This window comes from Chryseobacterium geocarposphaerae, assembly GCF_002797535.1.
In the GTDB taxonomy this organism is placed as follows: domain Bacteria; phylum Bacteroidota; class Bacteroidia; order Flavobacteriales; family Weeksellaceae; genus Chryseobacterium; species Chryseobacterium geocarposphaerae.
The window spans coordinates 155,049-173,729 of record NZ_PGFD01000003.1; the positions used below are offsets into that span (position 1 = coordinate 155,049).

The 18,681-nt window shown below is 34.7% G+C and carries 17 protein-coding genes; 9 read left to right on the forward strand and 8 right to left on the reverse strand.

What is annotated here, in order from left to right:
* The first annotated feature begins 53 nt into the window (after window positions 1-53).
* Together CLV73_RS16685 and CLV73_RS16690 are read left to right on the forward strand one after the other, a co-directional pair.
* On the forward strand, window positions 54-1,952 hold the full coding sequence (locus tag CLV73_RS16685) for a hypothetical protein (RefSeq protein WP_100378023.1): 1,899 nt from the start codon (window positions 54-56) through the stop codon (window positions 1,950-1,952).
* Between the two features lie 73 nt (window positions 1,953-2,025).
* On the forward strand, window positions 2,026-2,952 hold the full coding sequence (locus tag CLV73_RS16690) for an alpha/beta fold hydrolase (protein WP_100378024.1): 927 nt from the start codon (window positions 2,026-2,028) through the stop codon (window positions 2,950-2,952).
* A 142-nt stretch (window positions 2,953-3,094) separates the two neighbouring features.
* Here CLV73_RS16690 and CLV73_RS16695 read toward each other — a convergent pair whose 3' ends face one another.
* Window positions 3,095-4,684, reverse strand: a complete 1,590-nt coding sequence (locus CLV73_RS16695; RefSeq protein ID WP_100378025.1) for an ABC-F family ATP-binding cassette domain-containing protein — start codon at window positions 4,682-4,684, stop codon at window positions 3,095-3,097.
* 702 nt (window positions 4,685-5,386) lie between these two features.
* On the opposite strand from CLV73_RS16695, the gene hpt reads away from it, so the two are divergent.
* The 6 genes from hpt (at window position 5,387) to CLV73_RS16725 (ending at window position 10,456) form a co-directional block, all read left to right on the forward strand.
* Window positions 5,387-5,941: a hypoxanthine phosphoribosyltransferase gene (hpt, locus tag CLV73_RS16700; RefSeq protein WP_100378026.1), complete on the forward strand. Its 555-nt coding sequence runs from the start codon at window positions 5,387-5,389 to the stop codon at window positions 5,939-5,941.
* Window positions 5,942-6,068: 127 nt separating this feature from the next.
* Window positions 6,069-6,647, forward strand: coding sequence for an adenylate kinase (locus tag CLV73_RS16705; protein ID WP_100378027.1), 579 nt, complete (start codon window positions 6,069-6,071; stop codon window positions 6,645-6,647).
* Between the two features lie 65 nt (window positions 6,648-6,712).
* Entirely contained in the window at window positions 6,713-7,696 is a 984-nt protein-coding gene (obgE, locus tag CLV73_RS16710; protein WP_100378028.1) for a GTPase ObgE, read from the forward strand.
* 70 nt (window positions 7,697-7,766) lie between these two features.
* A complete protein-coding gene (locus CLV73_RS16715; protein ID WP_157798817.1) occupies window positions 7,767-8,423 on the forward strand; it encodes a porin family protein in 657 nt (218 codons plus the stop codon).
* A 151-nt stretch (window positions 8,424-8,574) separates the two neighbouring features.
* The gene (locus tag CLV73_RS16720; protein ID WP_100378030.1) at window positions 8,575-9,063 is read left to right on the forward strand and encodes a DUF6438 domain-containing protein; all 489 of its coding nucleotides are present in this window, start codon (window positions 8,575-8,577) and stop codon (window positions 9,061-9,063) included.
* 85 nt (window positions 9,064-9,148) lie between these two features.
* The gene (locus CLV73_RS16725) at window positions 9,149-10,456 is read left to right on the forward strand and encodes a DEAD/DEAH box helicase (protein WP_100378031.1); all 1,308 of its coding nucleotides are present in this window, start codon (window positions 9,149-9,151) and stop codon (window positions 10,454-10,456) included.
* Between the two features lie 38 nt (window positions 10,457-10,494).
* On the opposite strand, the gene CLV73_RS16730 is transcribed toward CLV73_RS16725, so the two are convergent.
* From CLV73_RS16730 to CLV73_RS16760, 7 genes are all read right to left on the reverse strand, one after another.
* Entirely contained in the window at window positions 10,495-11,262 is a 768-nt protein-coding gene (locus CLV73_RS16730; RefSeq protein WP_100378032.1) for a TatD family hydrolase, read from the reverse strand.
* A gap of 5 nt (window positions 11,263-11,267) precedes the next feature.
* Window positions 11,268-11,780 carry a DUF4269 domain-containing protein gene (locus CLV73_RS16735; protein WP_100378033.1) on the reverse strand — a complete coding sequence of 171 codons (513 nt, stop codon included), beginning with the start codon at window positions 11,778-11,780 and terminating at the stop codon, window positions 11,268-11,270.
* Window positions 11,773-12,732 (reverse strand): GSCFA domain-containing protein, encoded by a 960-nt coding sequence (locus tag CLV73_RS16740; RefSeq protein WP_100378034.1) that lies wholly within the window; start codon window positions 12,730-12,732, stop codon window positions 11,773-11,775. The genes CLV73_RS16735 and CLV73_RS16740 overlap by 8 nt, the downstream gene beginning before the upstream one ends.
* Before the next feature lie 79 nt (window positions 12,733-12,811).
* On the reverse strand, window positions 12,812-13,783 hold the full coding sequence (locus CLV73_RS16745) for a polyprenyl synthetase family protein (protein WP_100378035.1): 972 nt from the start codon (window positions 13,781-13,783) through the stop codon (window positions 12,812-12,814).
* A gap of 251 nt (window positions 13,784-14,034) precedes the next feature.
* Complete coding sequence (locus tag CLV73_RS16750) at window positions 14,035-15,177, reverse strand: inorganic phosphate transporter (protein WP_100378036.1); 1,143 nt, start codon at window positions 15,175-15,177, stop codon at window positions 14,035-14,037.
* 20 nt (window positions 15,178-15,197) lie between these two features.
* Entirely contained in the window at window positions 15,198-15,836 is a 639-nt protein-coding gene (locus CLV73_RS16755) for a DUF47 domain-containing protein (protein ID WP_076392175.1), read from the reverse strand.
* Window positions 15,837-15,986: 150 nt separating this feature from the next.
* A complete protein-coding gene (locus CLV73_RS16760) occupies window positions 15,987-17,675 on the reverse strand; it encodes a DEAD/DEAH box helicase (protein WP_100378037.1) in 1,689 nt (562 codons plus the stop codon).
* 273 nt (window positions 17,676-17,948) lie between these two features.
* On the opposite strand from CLV73_RS16760, the gene CLV73_RS16765 reads away from it, so the two are divergent.
* Window positions 17,949-18,614 carry a DUF2461 domain-containing protein gene (locus CLV73_RS16765; RefSeq protein WP_100378038.1) on the forward strand — a complete coding sequence of 222 codons (666 nt, stop codon included), beginning with the start codon at window positions 17,949-17,951 and terminating at the stop codon, window positions 18,612-18,614.
* Window positions 18,615-18,681: the final 67 nt, after the last annotated feature.

The window sequence follows — 18,681 nt, forward strand, 5'->3', positions numbered from 1 at the left end:
GTACAAAATCTTAATTCTTGTATCTTTGATTTTCCAGAATCCAGCAATTAACTATGACCTATAAGATATTATCAGTATTCGCATTCCTTTTAATAAGTAATTTCAGCTCTGGGCAGCAAAAAAAATACCTCCAGGACAGTGTCTCTATTTATCAGCAGATCAAAATTTTAAAAAAAGGTAAAAAAGATTACAATGGTATTTTGACGATTGACAATAAACTACTCACTCAGAAAATTTCAAAATATATTTCCGAAAAAAAGGAGCAAAAAATATATTCACAAAACCTTACTTATCCCTCTTCTTCTTTATTGCAACAATTAATTGACGAAGATCAAAAAGCTATTCCAAAGATTATAGCGATTTTAGAATCCAATGATTCTGTTAAAATAAATGAATTATTCCAGCAATATTATTCCCCGACTAGTTACGGTTATCAGCAATTCGGGAAGATTAACAGTAAGGAACTAATTGATCTGTTAACAAAAACACTTCATCAAACTGACAGTGCTGATTTGCAGCAAAAGATCATTACTTTACTTTGTCGATTCGAAAATCCGGAATATCTCACCATTGCAGAAAATTTTCTGGTTTCAGGAAACTGTAAATCCGAACTAGGTGCATTCTCAACAATATGCATGCATTTTCATGTAAAGGATTATCAAAAATCTTTAAAGTACATTTTTGATAAAGCTATTAGTAATCCTCAGTACGTTAATAAAAATAATTACCGGTTATTTTACAACGCCATCAATTCCATACTGATCGACAGTTATGACACCGAGGAAAAGCAAAAAGCCATTGACTATGCTTTTGAGTTCATTGACAAACGTATTCAATTCCCCGATGCGGACCTTACCAATTATATTAAAAGCAACGAAACCTTTTATCTTCAAAGTTTTGGGTTCATGAACGATCCTCACGATGTGATGAGTCTTGATTTTATTACCGTAATGATAAAAGCGGACGACAAAAGAATTGTTCCCTATATACAGAAGCTAAATGAACTGGGAATAAAGAATATAACTTCAGATTTTATTCTATGGAAATATGGTATTGATCCTTCCGAAAAAACGTTCCAGAAATTAATTAATGATTATGATTATTTCAATAAAGTTTTATTTGTCCTGGACCAAAGAAGTATCTTACAGGCAGACAATAAACAACTGGAATATATCTTCTCCTCTTTTGAAAACAAGCTTTCATATAAAGACTACAGTAGCGATAAATCGGGTATGACCAGAAGCAATGGAGACGTTTTTTCAGCAGCTGAGACTTTATATCAACTGGATCAAAAAAAATTTAATATATGGGTTGAACATTATATAAAAAGCAATGAGCTAAAAAATGCCTTTTACGAATATTACAATCTCAATAACGACAGGGCAACCTTTCTTTATCTTAAAAATAAAGAACAGAAAAAGATAAAAAGCATCAATGAACCCTCAATATACATACAACCAGAAAGGCTCCAAGTGCTTAATGCTTTTATTTCTACACTGAAAGATAACCAATTAGAAATCTTTGACCTATATACCAGTGATGCAGGTTATGAAATTGATCTTCTTGAAAGTGTATTAATCAATGCAAAAAAATATTCTAAGGGAGAACTCAACCACCTAGAATTCTATACCGATTATTATGGTGATAATTTCAAGGTAGTTAATGACAACAACAGCATATTTATCTCGTTCAATGACAATACATTATATAATGAATTTGTAATCCTTAACGATAAGGTATATTTTATCGAAATGAATAAAATAAAAAACAATAGAGAAAAAGCAATAACAGAACTTTTAAAGACACTTCTACAATCAGGGAAATCTGAAAACGCTTTTGTTCCGATATCCTGTTGCCATAGTATAAATAGTGGTGCCAAAAGAACTCTTTTTTCGTTTGGAAATCTTGAAAAAATTACTGAAATAAAAAATAAATACGGCTTTGCTGAATAATGTTTATATCCAGTCATTTTGAAGATATCTAGCGCTTTATTATTTTATATCTTTAGTATCTAAATAAGTTCTTATGTCAGTATCCCAAACCACAGCCTACCTCTCATCAAAAACAAACAGTGAGTCAAAGCTTTTCTACACCTTGTTTTCTCCGGAAACAGCAAAAGCCACCCTGCTCATTGTTCACGGTATGCAGGAGCACAGCGGGAGATATATAGAAGTTGCAGAATATTTTGCGGCTCATTGTATTGCTGTATTGACGTATGACCATTTAGGACATGGGAGATCGGTGAAGGAGAAAAAAGACATTGGATTCTTCCAGCTTGAAAAACCGGATGAAAGACTTGTGGCAGATGCAGAAATGATGGCAGATCATCTTGCAGAACAGTATCCGGAGGTTCCACACTTTATTTTAGGGCATTCTATGGGGTCTTTTATTACACGCCGTCTTCTTCAAAAGGCAGGCAATAAATTTTCAGGAGCCATTATTACAGGAACCGGAGGACCTTTACCGGGGATAAATATATTAAGAGCTTATTTATCATTAGCCAATATCGTTGCACCTCGTCATCGTACTTTTTTGAATTCTGTTTTTACGAGTGTCAATAACAAGCATTTTAAAAAGGATAAAAATTTTAGCGATACCAGCTGGCTCAGTATAAATCCTGAAAACCGAAAAATTTTTGAACAGGATGAACTTTGCGGAATCCCGTTTACCCATAATGCTTTTTACACTTTATTTACCATTTATAAAAAAGCAACTGCAAGAGACTGGGCTTCTTCTATTTCTAAGTCATTTCCTTTTTTATTCATAAGCGGACAAAATGATCCGATTGGTGATTTTGGGAAAGGAGTGATGCGTACCGTTAACAATTTAAAGATTGACGGCTTTCAGAATGTAGAGGTAAAACTTTATCCGGAAATGCGTCATGAGATTTTAAATGAGGAAATACGGGAAGAGGTTCTAAATGGAATTTTTCACTGGATTTTAAAACAGTAAAAACAGACATTTCCGGGTGCAATTTCCGAAAAAAAACAATCCTTTTAAGATAAAAAAAACAAAATCCCGGATATAATCATCCGGGATTTTTATGATAATTCCAGTTTCTAAAGCCTTTCGATATTGAATACAAGTACAATCATTAACTTAATTTCAATTCTCTGTCCACTCCAATCTCCTCCAAAAACACCCCATCATGCGAAATCACCACCAAAGTTCCATGATAATCCTTAATAGAATTTGTCAGAATTTCTACATTTTGGAGGTCTAAATTATTCGTCGGTTCATCAAGTATCATCATATCGGGTGCTTTATTGCTGATGGAAAGCCCACACAGTAGCAATCGCAGGCGTTCTCCGCCACTCAGAACATCACATTTTTTGCCCCAGGTTTCCTTTCCGAATAAAAATCTTGACAATAAGGTTTTCACTTCAGATTCCTGCAACGCATTATCGTTGAACTGTTGGGCAAAATCATAAACTGTCGCTTGTTGATCAATCAAAGAATATTCCTGATCAATATAAATCGTCTGAAAATCCGATCTTGAAATCTTCCCAACAGAAGGCTGTAAATCTCCCAACAACAGCTTAATCAACGTCGTTTTTCCGGAGCCGTTCGAACCTTTAATCGAAATTCTTTCACCGCTTCGGATTTCAAGACTGAGGTTTTCTTTCCAAAGATTTTGTTGGTTATATTTAAAATTAATTTCCGCCGCCGAAATCAAAATTTTCCCCGAATGCAGATTCGAATCATTAAAATTCACCTTCATCTGATCCGCATTTCTCACAGACGAACGCAAATCCCGCAAATCCCCGGAAATATCATTGATTTTCTCGGCATGAACAGATTGTAATTTCGAAGAATTTTTCTCGGCATTATTCCGCAGCGTATTCATCATGATTCTCGCCACGCCCGATTTTTCCTGCTTCCCTTTTCCTCGTGCATCAAGTTTTTGTTTTCGTTCCAGCGTTTCGCGTTCCTTCTCTTTTGCCTTTTTCAGCGCCCGTTCTTTGGAATGAATATCGTTTTGCAAGGCTTCATTCTCGATTTCTTTCTGTTCAGCATAAAAATCATAATTTCCGCCATACGTCGAAATTCCCTGATTGCTTAATTCGAAAATCGTATCAACCAAATTCAGTAAAGCACGGTCATGACTGACAATCACAACGGTTGAATTCGTTTTTTCAATAAAATCATACAACAGATTTCGTCCTACCAGATCAAGATGATTCGTCGGTTCGTCCAGTAAAATAATGTCTGGCTGATTGATTTGAATTCCCGCCAGAAAAACCTTCGTTTTTTGTCCGCCACTGAGGTTTTCCAATTTTTGATTTAAATCTAAATTTTCGAGTTTCCAATGTTGTAAAGCTTGCTGACAACGTTCTTCGATGTCCCAGTCGTCATTTAGTGTCTCAAAATAAATTTCATTCACTTCCCCATTCGTAATTTTTTGAAGAGCTTCTAGTTTTTTATTGATTTTCAAACATTCTGCGACCGTCAAATCGTTAAAATTCCCGAACATCTGCGGAACATAGAACAAATCACCCTGGATATTGATGTCGCCTTCCAAAGGTTCAATTTCTTTCGCCATGATTTTCAGCAAGGTAGATTTTCCCATGCCGTTGCTTCCGACCAAAGCCGATTTTGAATGTGATGGTATCGTTAAATTGATAGAATTAAATAGCAGATTTCCCGTGGGAAACCCAAAGGATATATGGTGTAAAAAAAACATAATTTCTTTCTGTAATTAAAGTTAAAACTACAATAACTTCGGTCGTTATTGTCTATAAAATCTGAAAGAAACTGTATCCTACATCCTGGTATTTTGGGTTTTGTGAATTGCAAAGATAGTGATTTTTAAGTATTTCAAAACATTCATAAAATTTCCAGCCCATTCTCTAACCTAATTTATTTTTTAAGAAGCTTTTTCCCGCTTTCCACTATATCTTTTGCTTCGCAAAAGGATGCCGTTGCAATCGGGGCTAGGATATTTGTCATTTTTTCAAAATTTGAGATAAATATAGAGTTTGTCATTCCGTAGGAATCTCAACTTAGTATTAGAAATATATTATGGAAAATTGGGGCTTAGATTCCTACGGAATGACAAATAAATGGAAGACTGTAATGTGAAAACATTGAAAATAAACCACCCCGTCAAAAATTTTCTTGAAATTTTCGCCACCCCTCCAAAGGAGGGAAATTTTTACTCTAAGTAGGTCATTGAGAACAAAATAACAAAGCAATCTTATAAAATAATTTTAAGTCTCATTTTAAAGTAGATTCTTCACTCCACTACGTTTCGTTCTGAATGACAAAACGCAAAATACAAAACCCATTAACACAAAAAACTCTAAAACCCTCAAACACAATCCTTCTTAAAGTCATAAAAAACTTTCGTCAAAAATCCTTAACTTTGCAGCCTACTAAAAATTTTATGGAGAGTATTAAAGTTCACGACAAAACTTTCGTTCCTTATTTGGAGGATGCCGAGATTCAGAAGATTGTAAAAGCTACGGCTTTAAAAATTTATGAAGATTATAAGGATGAAGTTCCTGTTTTCATTGGGGTTTTGAACGGAGTCATTATGTTCTTTTCAGACCTTTTGAAGCATTATCCTGGAGAATGTGAGATTGCTTTTATCCAGATGAGTTCTTATGTAGGAACTGAATCTACAGGAATCGTTTACCAGAAAATGGAATTAACAAAGGACGTAAAAGACCGTCACATCATCTTAGTAGAAGATATCGTGGATACCGGAAATACGGTTGAAAGTCTTTTCAAATATTTTAATGAAACACAACGTCCGAAATCTGTAAAAATTGCTTCATTCCTCTTGAAACCCGAAGTATATAAGAAAGATTTCAAGCTGGATTATATCGGAAAAGAAATTCCAAACAAATTTGTTTTAGGCTACGGATTGGATTATGATGAATTAGGAAGAAATTTACCTAACCTGTACCAATTAGAAGACGGACAAATCAACCATTAAAACGCTGTTGGCTATTAGCTACTGGCTTTTAGCTTTAAATATTAAATCGAAATAAAAAGTAAATATTAACTAAACAAAGCTAAAAGCAAGAAGCCATTAGCCAATTGCCGGAAGCATAATCAAAATTATGATAAACATTGTTCTGTTCGGCCCTCCAGGAAGTGGAAAAGGAACTCAAGCACAAAACTTAATCGAGAAATTCAATTTGAAGCAAATCTCAACAGGTGATCTTTTCAGATTCAACATGAAAAATGATACGGAGCTTGGGAAACTGGCAAAGTCTTATATCGATAAAGGAGAATTGGTTCCGGATCAGGTAACAACAGATATGCTGATTGACGAGATCAGAAAGCCTACCGATACAGCAGGATTTATTTTCGACGGATATCCAAGAACGGCTGTTCAGACAGAGGCTTTGGAAAAAATCGTAAAAGAGGAATTAAATGATGAGATCGACATCTGTCTTTCTTTGGTAGTGGAAGATTCAATTTTGGTTGAAAGACTATTGAAAAGAGGAGAAATCAGCGGAAGATCTGATGATAGCAATGTTGATATCATTAAAAACAGAATAAAAGAATACTACGCAAAAACAGCAGAAGTAGCCGAGTTGTACAAACAACAGGGCAAATATGTAGAGATCAACGGTGTTGGAGACATCAACGAAATCTCTGAAAAGCTTTTTGCTGAAGTAGAGAAAGTAAAATAATCGGGATTCGGGGGACGGGATTCGAGTTTCCAATCCCGTAACTCGCAACTCGCAACAAATAATATATGTCTAATTTTGTAGATTACGTAAAGATTCATTGTAAAAGCGGTCATGGAGGTGCAGGTTCTGCGCATCTTCGCCGTGAAAAGTATATTCCTAAAGGTGGTCCTGATGGAGGTGACGGAGGTCGCGGAGGACACGTTATTATGAAAGGAAATGCTAATGAATGGACTTTACTTCCCCTTCGTTATACCCGTCATGTAAAAGCTGAACGTGGTGAAAACGGGGGAAAAAACCAGTTAACAGGAGCTTACGGAGCGGATGTTTATATTGAAGTTCCTATCGGGACTATCGCTAAAAATGAAGATGGCGAAATCATCGGCGAAATTTTAGAGGACGGACAGGAAATCATCCTGATGGAAGGAGGAATGGGAGGTAAAGGAAACGAGCATTTCAAATCTTCTACGAATCAGACTCCAAGATTTGCACAGCCGGGAATGGAAGGTCAGGAAGGTTATGTAATTTTCGAGCTTAAGATTTTGGCGGATGTAGGTCTTGTCGGCTTTCCAAATGCCGGAAAATCTACACTTTTATCGGCTGTTTCTGCTGCAAAACCGAAAATTGCAGATTATGCCTTCACTACTTTAACTCCCAATTTAGGAATCGTGGATTACAGAAATTATAAATCTTTTGTAATGGCCGATATTCCGGGAATTATTGAAGGAGCCGCAGAAGGTAAAGGTTTAGGACACAGATTCTTAAGACATATTGAAAGAAATTCGATCTTATTATTTTTAATTCCGGCAGATTCGGAAGATCACTTCCAGGAGTTTAAAATTCTGGAAAATGAATTAAAGGAATACAATCCTGAATTATTGGATAAAGATTTCATCATCTCTATTTCAAAGTCTGATCTTTTGGATGAAGAACTGAAAAAAGAAATTGCCGCTGAATTCCCTGAAAACAAACAGCCTTTGTTTTTCTCAGGAGTTACGGGAGAAGGTCTTACGGAATTGAAAGATGCAATCTGGAAGCAATTACATGGATAAAATAACTATCTATCAAAATATTATAAAGTACACTTTCGTGTACTTTTTTATTATAAAAGAAATTAAAACTATGAAAAAGAATTTAGCGATTGCTCTGCTATTGTCAGTTTCAGCATTTATGAATGCACAAAACAGCCAGGAAAACACAAATTCAAAACCCATTTCAGCTTCTAAAATAAGCTTTGGGGTAAAAGGAGGATATTCTTTATCATCGATGAAATTTTTCGATGATCCATTAGATTCAAAATCATATTTCTATGCAGGAGTGGTTGCTGAACAACCGATAACTTCTAAATTCAGTGTACAGGCAGAAGCGCTTTACACGCAAATTGGAGGAAAACAGCATTTCCCGGTTGTAAATTTTACAGGTTCCGGAATTGTAGAGGACGGAAGTATAGAGTTTGACTATCAGCTCACTCAAATTCAGATCCCTGTTTCTGCTAAGTATTACTTTATTCCGAATTTATCAGCTTCTGTTGGAATGAACTTTGGCATCAATATGTCTGAAAAAATAAAGACTGATCAGATTGTAAACGGGTCAACCTCCCACAATTACGAAAATGTGAAAACATTGAATTTATTTCCATTTCTAGGTGCTGAATATAAGATTACAGAAAGCATATTTGTGGATGCACGATACAATTTCAATTTCATTCAGGTCAATAAAGGTGACTTCACTACTAAGATAGGATTTTTACAAGCCGGCGTCGGATACAGATTTAAATAATGTTCAAAAAATAAAAGGAGAGACACGATGTTTCTCCTTTTTTGTAGAAAGCTTTACATATTACTTCACTTTAATAATTTATTATAACAAAATAAATGTAGACAATTGCCTTTTGGAACAATTCTTGAAAGAACTCAGCAAAATTTAAACTATGAAATATCTATTCGGCTTATTAATGGCAATATTTTTATTCTCTTGCTCTACTCAAAAGAGTCCTTCAAAATATTCAACTATAGAATATGAAGCTGGGGCTTGTTTTGGATCCTGCCCTATTTTTAAAATCACAATTAATCCGGACAGAAGTGCCGTTCTGGAAGCAGAGCATTTTAATTTTTCCAAAGAATTTTCAAAAGCGGAATTTTCAAAACCAAGGGAAGGAACTTTCAAAGGAACCATTAAAGAAGAGGATTATAATAAACTTCTTGCTTTATTGGATGGTCTTGATATAAAAAAACTAAATGATAAGTACGGGGAAAGAAACATTACGGATCTTCCGACTTCTTATTTAAGAATCAATTTTACAGATAATACTTCAAAAACAGTAGAGGATTATGGTAAAAAAGGAACTGAAAAACTAGCTGAAGTTTACAGGTTTTTTGAGGATCTGAGAACTAATCAGCAGTGGACAAAAGTGAAATAATGATCTTAAAAATATTTAAACTACCTTTGCAAAACATAATTCCTTCATTTTGAAGGAATTTTTATTTAATTAAAAAACAATTCATTTGAATTTTACAGACTTAAATTTAATAGATCCTATTGCAAAAGCAATTCAGGAACAAGGATATACCACCCCCACTCCTATCCAGGAAAGATCGATTCCGGAAATTATAAAAGGGAGGGATTTTCTAGGATGCGCACAAACAGGAACAGGAAAAACAGCTGCATTTGCCATTCCTATTCTTCAAAATCTTTCTAAAAATAAGCCATCGAATCATATTAAAGCTTTAATTTTAACTCCTACGAGAGAATTAGCGATACAGATAGAGGAAAACATCAAAGCTTACGGAAAATACCTACCTTTGAAACATCTTGTTATTTTTGGAGGGGTAAAACAGGGAAATCAGGAAGCTGCCTTGAGAAAAGGTGTAGATATTCTGGTGGCAACTCCTGGAAGATTATTAGACTTTATTGCTCAAGGGATTATCAGCTTAAAGAATCTTGAAATTTTTGTCTTGGATGAGGCAGACAGAATGCTGGATATGGGTTTTGTACACGATGTAAAAAGAATCATCAAACTTTTACCTCAGAAAAGACAGACTTTATTTTTCTCTGCGACCATGCCTGCTGAAATCCAGAAATTGGCAGATTCCATTTTGAACAATCCTGTAAAAGTAGAGGTTACACCCGTTTCATCAACAGCAGAAACGATCAAGCAATCCGTATATTTTGTTGAAAGAGAAGATAAATTAAATCTTTTGACCCATATTTTAAAGAACGATATTTCCGATTCCGTATTGGTTTTCGCCAGAACAAAACACGGAGCCGATAAAATTGCAAGGAAACTCCAAAAGGATAATATCATGACAGAAGCCATTCACGGAAACAAATCCCAAAATGCCCGTCAGAATGCTTTAAACAATTTCAAATCAGGGAAAACAAGAGTATTGGTTGCCACCGATATTGCAGCGAGAGGAATTGATATTGATGAACTAAAATATGTAGTGAACTTCGAACTTTCCGACGTTTCCGAAACCTATGTCCACAGAATCGGAAGAACAGGAAGAGCGGGTGCAGAAGGTACTTCTATTTCATTTGTAGACGGCTTGGACTTATTAAATCTGAGGAACACCGAAAAATTGATCGGCATGAAAATACCGATCGTAAAGGATCATCCGTTCCATACAGATAATCTGGTTGTCCAGAAAAGGGATTCAAATAATAAGCCTGTTCCGGCAGGTGCAGAGAAGCCTAAATCACAGGATTCCGGTTCCGGTTCTTCCTCAAGAAAAAAACCGAAAAATCCGGCTTCACCGGCAGCTTCGTTAGGATTTAAGAAGCCTAAGAATAAGAATTTCACCAGAAAGAAATAAAAAAATAAAGCCTTCCAAATTGGGAGGCTTTTATTTTTTTAAATATGAACGAACATTTTTTTCGCGTTCTCCGTCGTAATTCTGTCAATCTCAGAAAAATCCACCTTATAAATATCAACCAATTTTCCCGCTACCAGATCGAGATATGAACTTTCATTTCTTTTTCCCCGGTACGGAACCGGTGCTAAATAAGGAGAATCAGTTTCCAGAACAATTCTGTCCAAAGGAATTTCGTTTAAAAACTGATCAATTTTACCATTTTTAAATGTTACTACTCCACCGATTCCTAAAACGAAATTTAAGTCGATCGCGCGTTTTGCCTGTTCCAGATTACCAGAAAAACAATGGAAAATCCCTCTTAATTTCGGGTGTTTTTTTCTTTCCAACACTTCAAAAGTTTCATTAAAACTTTCTCTGGTATGAATTACGATAGGCAGGTCTTTTTCAATGGCCCAATCGATTTGCTGTTCGAAAGCTTTCACCTGAATATCCAAGGTTGTTTTATCCCAGTACAGATCAATCCCGATTTCTCCGATTGCCGGAAAAGTTCTCTGATCCAGATAATTTTTTACGATTTCCAGTTCTTTTTCCCAGCTTTCAGGCTTTACATAGCATGGATGTAATCCCATCATTGAAAAAATCTGGTTGGGATATTCAGCTTCCAACTGTAACATTTTTTCATGAGATTCCGAATCGATCGCAGGAAGATAAAATTCTGTAACTCCTTTTTCTATCGCTCTCTGAATGGTTTCTTTTCTGTCTTCATCAAATTCTTCTGCGTATAAATGGGTATGTGTATCAATCATTGTTTTTAAAATTTTAATAGATCTTCATAAGGGTTTTCCAATCCTAACAATATTCCGAAAGCTGGCTCCGTTTTGATTCCCTTTTTCTTTAATTCTATTATTTTTTGTTTAAAATCTTCTCCTTTTTCCTCTAATATTTTGTATTCGGCAATCATATGACGATAAGCATTTTGCTCAATGACAGGTTTGTTTTGTCCGAAAATTTCAACAGGAAATTCTTCCAATTCAAAATTACAAACTAAAAATTCTTCATTATCGGTATCTGATTTTTTAATCTTTATATCAAAATTTTCAAATACCTGAATTAAAAATTTCTCAAACTCAGCACTATCCTTGATCTCACAAATAATATCTAAATCGCTTCCTTCAATATCAATTCCAATAGGAATTGTCCCGGCTAAAAGCGGTGAATAATTACTTAACCTTTCGAATATTTTATGCTTTAAAAGAACTTCATAAGCTCTTTTCTGCCTCTCATTTCCTTCTCTTAAATAATCGATGGTTGTAAAATCAATCATTGGAAAAGATTGAGTGTTTTACTTTTTGCCTCTGAACTTCAATCCTTTGATTCAATTTTTCCTTGAATTCAATATATTTAGGATCTTTTTCATCGTCAGTTCTGTGTTCTAAGGCTTTCATGATTTTAAAATTCTCTTTAATAAAATCTTTTGTGCCCTCAGAAAAATAAGCACCACCAAATTTTTCAAAAATATAGTTGACCGCCTGATTATTCGGATGAATCATATCTTCCTTATAAAAACGGTAGTCCCGGAGATCATCCATTACAATTTCGTAAACGGGAAGATAATGGCAGTTTTCAAATTGGGAAATAACCTCGTGAACAGCTGTAATTAATTTTGATTTACTTAATTGATTCTCAATCATTCCGTCTTTTGTATGACGGACCGGAGAAACCGTAAATAAAATCTGGACATCCTCTTTACAGATATCCTTCAAGTTCAAAATGGTATCATAGATAGAATCCGTAAGCTCCTGATGGGTCAGTAATCTTTTTTCAAAGAATTTTTGAGGAATTTTATGGCAATTGGCTACCAGTTTTTGCTTCGGAATAAATTCATAGATAAATGAAGTTCCATACGTAATAATAATCCAGTTGGAGTCTTGAAGAAAAGAATTTCCTTCTTCAATTTTCTTATTAATTTTATCCAGCGTCTGATGAATATACCTTGTATCAAAACTTGTATGATGATCCAGAGAAATAAATTCGTCATTAAAGGTAATTAATTCCTCTTCTTCATAAAATCCTGCATCATGCAGCCTTTTGACAGCATTATGGATTGAAAAGGGATTAAAAATAGTACCGAAAGGGTTATTAATGGTCTGAAGCTGCCCTTTCTGAAGTAAGTCTGACATTTCGGAAGCAAAACACGAACCTATTGAAAATATTTTATCTTCAACCTCAATCTTCTTCCCCGATTCTTTAATGTCAACTTCTGTTCTGAATTTCATTTAATCAATTTGAAAATTTGAGAATTTAAAAATGTGCCAATTCAAAATTTTCAAATTGACACATTTTCAAATTAAGAAATTAACTCTCTCTTCTCAATAAATAGTTCGCAAGTTCCGCAAACGGCTTTTTCTTTTCTTCCGGAATATCGATCTTCTGAAGATAGCTTTGCCCGATTTCGTTATGTTTTTCAATCAGGCGAAGTGCCTTTTCATCTACTTTTGTTCTTCTGAAAATCTTTTCTACTCCGTATACTTTATCGATATTTTCTGTCTTTTTAGAGTACCAGTAATCCAGTTCTTTTCTTTCCTCTTCCGTTGCATGTTCTCTCGCCATCAAATAAAGAACGGTCTTTTTGTTTTCGTAAATATCTCCAGCATGTTTTTTACCAAACTGCGCCTGGTCTCCGAAAACATCCAAATAATCATCCATAATCTGGAATGCGATTCCGATATGCTTTCCGAAGTTAAAAATGGCTTTGGCATCTTTAAAGTTAGCTTTTGCAATCATTGCTCCGATTTCGAATGAAGAGGCACTTAAAACTCCCGTTTTATAAGTAATCATCCTGATATAGTCATCAAAAGTCACATCTTCCTGAGTCTCAAAGTTGATATCATACTGCTGTCCTTCGCACAATAGTAAACCCGTATGAGTAAAGATTCTGATACAGGCTTTAAAGATTTCAGGCTCAAGATCTTCAAAAAACTTATATGCCTTCAACATCAAACCGTCTCCTGAAAGAATTCCTGTATTGATACCATGTAAGGTATGAATAGTCGGTTTATTCCTTCTTAAAGGTGCTTCATCCATAATATCATCATGGATCAGTGTAAAATTATGGAAAAACTCGATAGCCAAAGCAGGCTTTATGGCTTCTTTTAAATCACCTCCAAATAAATCACATGCCATTAAAACCATAATCGGACGGAGACGTTTTCCACCATGTGAAATGATGTAGTTCATCGGATCATATAGTTCTGCAGGCTTATCTTTGAAAGTATACTTTTGAATAGCATCAGCAACAATCTGTTGGTATCGGTCTAAAAATTCCATAAGTTTTTAATAGTTTAAACAAAAATACAATTTTTCAGAGCTTTATAAAACAAAAAATACTCATCATACCGATGAAATATTTTTATTTTAATTTCTTAATAATTAATTCACAAATTACTTATTTACCGAAACCTTATTAATGTATATAAATATTTGAGACAACCAGTAATAAAAAGGACTTAACAGGCTCCTTAAAAAATAAAAACTTTGCCCGAATGAGCAAAGTTTAATAATATATAAATTTTTAAATCTTAAGATAAGAATGTTACCAAAAGGTAAGTGATACCTGCAACAATTGCAGAGATCGGAATGGTTAAAACCCAAGCCCAAAGTAAACTTACGGTAATTCCCCATCTTACGGCAGAAACCCTTTTTGTTAATCCAACCCCGATGATAGAACCTGTGATCGTGTGTGTTGTAGAAACAGGAATACCGAAATGGTCTGTAATAAATAAGGTAATTGCACCTGCAGTTTCAGCACTTACACCTTCCAGTGAAGTTACTTTTGTAATTTTCGTACCCATTGTTTTGATGATCTTCCAGCCACCGCTCATTGTTCCTAAACCAATCGCAAGGAATGATACTAGAGGAACCCAAAGGTAGTGCTCTGCGAAATAATCGAAACGTCCTGTCGCCGGAATATTCAAATATACAGGATCTTTAAGCATTTCAACATGATAATAGATTAAAGCCGCACCAATAATACCCATTACTTTCTGAGCATCATTCAGACCATGACCTAAGCTGAATAAAGCTGAAGATCCCAACTGTAATCTTTTAAAAGACTTATCCGCTTTATGAGGATTTGATCTTTTGTAAAGGTGAACGATAATTAATGTAATAATAATCGAAATCACCATACCTATGATCGGAGCCATGAAGATGAACAGGAAAATAGGGATTACTTTATCAAATTTAACTACACTCTGATGAGTAACCTGATTAAAGGCTTCTTTAATCGTTCCCCAGAATCCTAAATCCGGTTGCGCCGCAGCAACAGAGTGATAGTCCATCATAAAAGCGTGCATTAAAGCCGCTCCGAGGAAACCACCAATTAAGGTATGAGAGGAAGATGAAGGAATACCAAACCACCAAGTTAAAAGGTTCCAGGCAATTGCCGCAACAAGACCTGAAAAGATAACTTCAAGAGTGATAAAATTTTCGTTAACCGTTTTGGCAATTGTGTTACCAATTTTAAATTCTCCAATGATATAAGCAGCAATAAAGAAAGCTGCAAAATTCCAAAGCGCTGCCCAAAGTACAGCCTGGAAGGGAGTTAAAACTTTTGTAGAAACAATAGTCGCAATTGAATTGGCTGCATCGTGAAAACCATTGATGTAATCAAATATTAAGGCCAAAGCAATAATAACTATAAGTAAAATCGGAAATTCCATTGTTTAATTATAATTATTAATTAAGCGTATTTAATCATGATGTTCTCAATCGTGTTGGCAACATCTTCTGCTTTGTCAGTTACTACTTCAAGATAATTAAGTACAGATGAAACTTTGATAATATTGATTGCATCATTTGTTTCGAACAATTCTACCATAGAATTGGACAACAAATCGTCTGCAATGTTTTCAATAGAGTTTACTTTGATACAAGCTTCTTTTACCTGCTCCATATTTTTGAAACCTTTAAGGTTTTTCATTGCATTCTGAATTTCAAGACATGCTTTGTGGATCAATAAAGAGAAATCTGAATATGCCTTCATTTCCGGCGACTTGTAAAGGAAAATATATTTTGTAGAAGCGTAGATATAATCTGCGATATCGTCTAATCCTGTTGCTAATGTATGGATGTCTTCTCTGTCGAATGGAGTAATGAAATTTTTTCCCAATTCTACGAAGATTTCGTGAGTAAGCTCATCATTTTTGTGTTCATAATCGCTCATCTTTTTCAACATAGAATCGTCGTTAAGATCGAAGTCTTTGATTCCGTGGTTGAATTCCTCAGACATTGCTACAAGGTTTTCTGTTACTTTTTCGAAAAGCACAAAGAAGATTTTATCTTTTGGTTGAAAAGCGTGGAAAATATTACCAATTCCCATTTTTAAGTTTTTATAATTCGTGTGCAAATTTCTTAAAAAACCGCCTTACCTGAAAGAGTACAACATTAAGTTTTGTTAACATTGAGTTAACATATGATTATCATATAAAAAAGCCGGCTTTCCAGCCGGCTTTTCATTATTTCAAAGCGTTTAGTTTGCTACTTCAGCTCTCATTTCTTTTCCTTTGAACTTCATAGAACCAATATTACTTAAAACATTGTCCTTATATGATTTTTCAACCTCAAAGAAGGAGAATTTTTCTAAAATTTCAATATCACCAATCTCCGCTCTTTTCTTAGTTTTTCCATTAGATGTCGCTTTGTTGATAATATCCAGAACATCTAATTTTTTAAGCTGGTCTTTTTTCCCCAGATTAAAGAAGAATCTTACCATATTTTCGTTTCTTCTTCTTGGTTTTCCGCCACGCTCTCTGTCTCCTCTCTCACGATCTCTGCCTCTGTCTCTGTCGCGGTCTCTTCTGTCTCTTCTAGATCCTCCGTCATCATCTCTGCTGCTTAATTTTTGTTCAACCAGATCATGTCTGTCTTTATAATAAGCGGCAAGATCTTTCAGCTGGAACTGAAGCAGTTTATGAACCAATTCTTCTTTTGAGAAAGCTGATAAATCAGGAATTAAAGAATCATCAAATTCAAAGAAATCTTCATGCACTTCGAAAAGACTTTCGAAAACACCCCCCACCTGAGCTTTTATAATATCATCACCTGTAGGAATTTTCCCTTCTGTGATTTCAATTTTTGTTGCTGATTTGATCTGCTTTAATTTTCTGCTTTCTTCAGGCTTAATTAATGCCATAGAAACCCCGTCTTTTCCTGCTCTACCTGTTCTACCACTTCTGTGAACAAATACTTCCGGATCATCCGGTAAAGAATAATGAATAACGTGCGTTAAAGAATTCACATCCAACCCTCTTGCTGCAACGTCGGTTGCCACCAAAATATCGATGTTCTTCAATCTGAATTTCTTCATTACCGTATCTCTCTGCGCCTGAGAAAGATCTCCATGAAGTGCATCTGCTGCATATCCGTTCTGCATCAGGAAATCGGCAACTTCCTGAGTTTCCATTCTTGTTCTGCAGAAAATAATTGAGTACTGATTCGGATTTGAATCGATCAATCTTTTCAATGCTTCTTTTTTCTGACGGTAACCAGCCACATAATATTCATGCTTGATGTTCTTCTTAACTTCGTTAATTGAACCAACAGAAATTCTGTGAGGTTTTGTCAGATAATTTTTAGAAATCCTCTCTACTTCTTTGTTCATCGTAGCCGAGAACAAGAAAGTCTGTTTTGTTTCAGGAGTTTCGCTTAAAATGGTTTCCAATTCGTCTTTGAAACCCATTGAAAGCATTTCATCAGCTTCATCTAAAACCAGCCAATGAATCGCAGAGAAGTCTAATGCTTTTCTGTTAATCAAGTCGATCACTCTTCCCGGAGTTCCTACAATAATTTGTGGTTTATCCTTCAAAGATCTGATCTGCTCCATAATACTACTTCCCCCATACACTGCAGTTGTTTTTACATTCTGCATGTATTTAGAATAGTTCTTAATGTCTTTAGCAATCTGAAGACATAATTCTCGTGTCGGACAAAGCACCAATAATTGGATTTTGCGACTCGTATCGTCAATCATATCCAAAATCGGAAGCGAAAATGCTGCTGTTTTGCCTGTCCCCGTCTGCGCAAGTGCGATCAAGTCGCGAATATCTGAAAGAATAAAAGGGATAGTCTGTTTTTGGATTTCTGTCGGGCTTTCATAACCCAGTTCGCCAATTGCCTTAAGAATATCAGGACTTAAATTGGTCTCCGTAAATAAATTCATTAAATATTTTAAAATTTTTGCAAAGATACAATTATTATTTGGATTATATTTTATACTATATTACGGAATTGATAATTTTATTTTTCAAAACCCTAAACATTTTGAATTTTATACAGAAAAAGCACAAAATAATTATTTTAAATTTATCAATACGCCAACACAATTTCAATCATCATCTTATAATTAAAGGCTTAATAAATTATCAATTAACCAAAATATTTAAAATTTGGGCAACAATTTATATTTCATTATTTTTGAATAAAATAACAAGATATGCCTTCTGTAATTTCCCCAAAAACGTTAGATTTTCTGAAAAAGCTGGATCAAAATAATAACCGCGAATGGTTTACAGAAAATAAAAATCTTTACACAGAGTCCCAGCAAAACGTCATTGCATTTTTGGAAGACCTGCTTAAGGAAATGTCTGAATTTGATGAAGAATTAGCTAAAATTGATGCTAAAAAATCTTTATTCAGAATTTACCGTGACACCAGATTCTCTAAAGACAAAATTCCTTACAAGACCAATTTTGGAGCATCTTTGGGAATGGGAAAAGGAAGCCAGAAAGGAGGATATTATCTTCATCTTGAACCCGGAAAATCTTTTATCGCCGGAGGAATTTATATGCCGGAACCTGTTGTTTTAAAAGAACTTCGAAAAGAGATTTCATTGTATGGAAATGAGTTTCTTGCCATTCTGAACAATAAAGAATTTAAAAAACATTTCCCTGAACTGGATCAGGACGACAAACTCAAAAAAATTCCGCAAGGTTTTGAAAAAGAAGATCCGATGGCTGAATTTTTAAAGCTAAAAAATTTCATCGTAATATATTATCTGAAAGATGAAGAAATACTGAATAAGGATGCAGCAAAAAATCTTACAAAAATTTTCAGGCTAATGAAACCTTTAAATGATTTTCTGAATGCTCCTTTTTTATAAAATTCCGCAGAACACAAAAGCCAAATTAAACCTTGATAATCAATTAAATACATTTTGAAATTTTTAA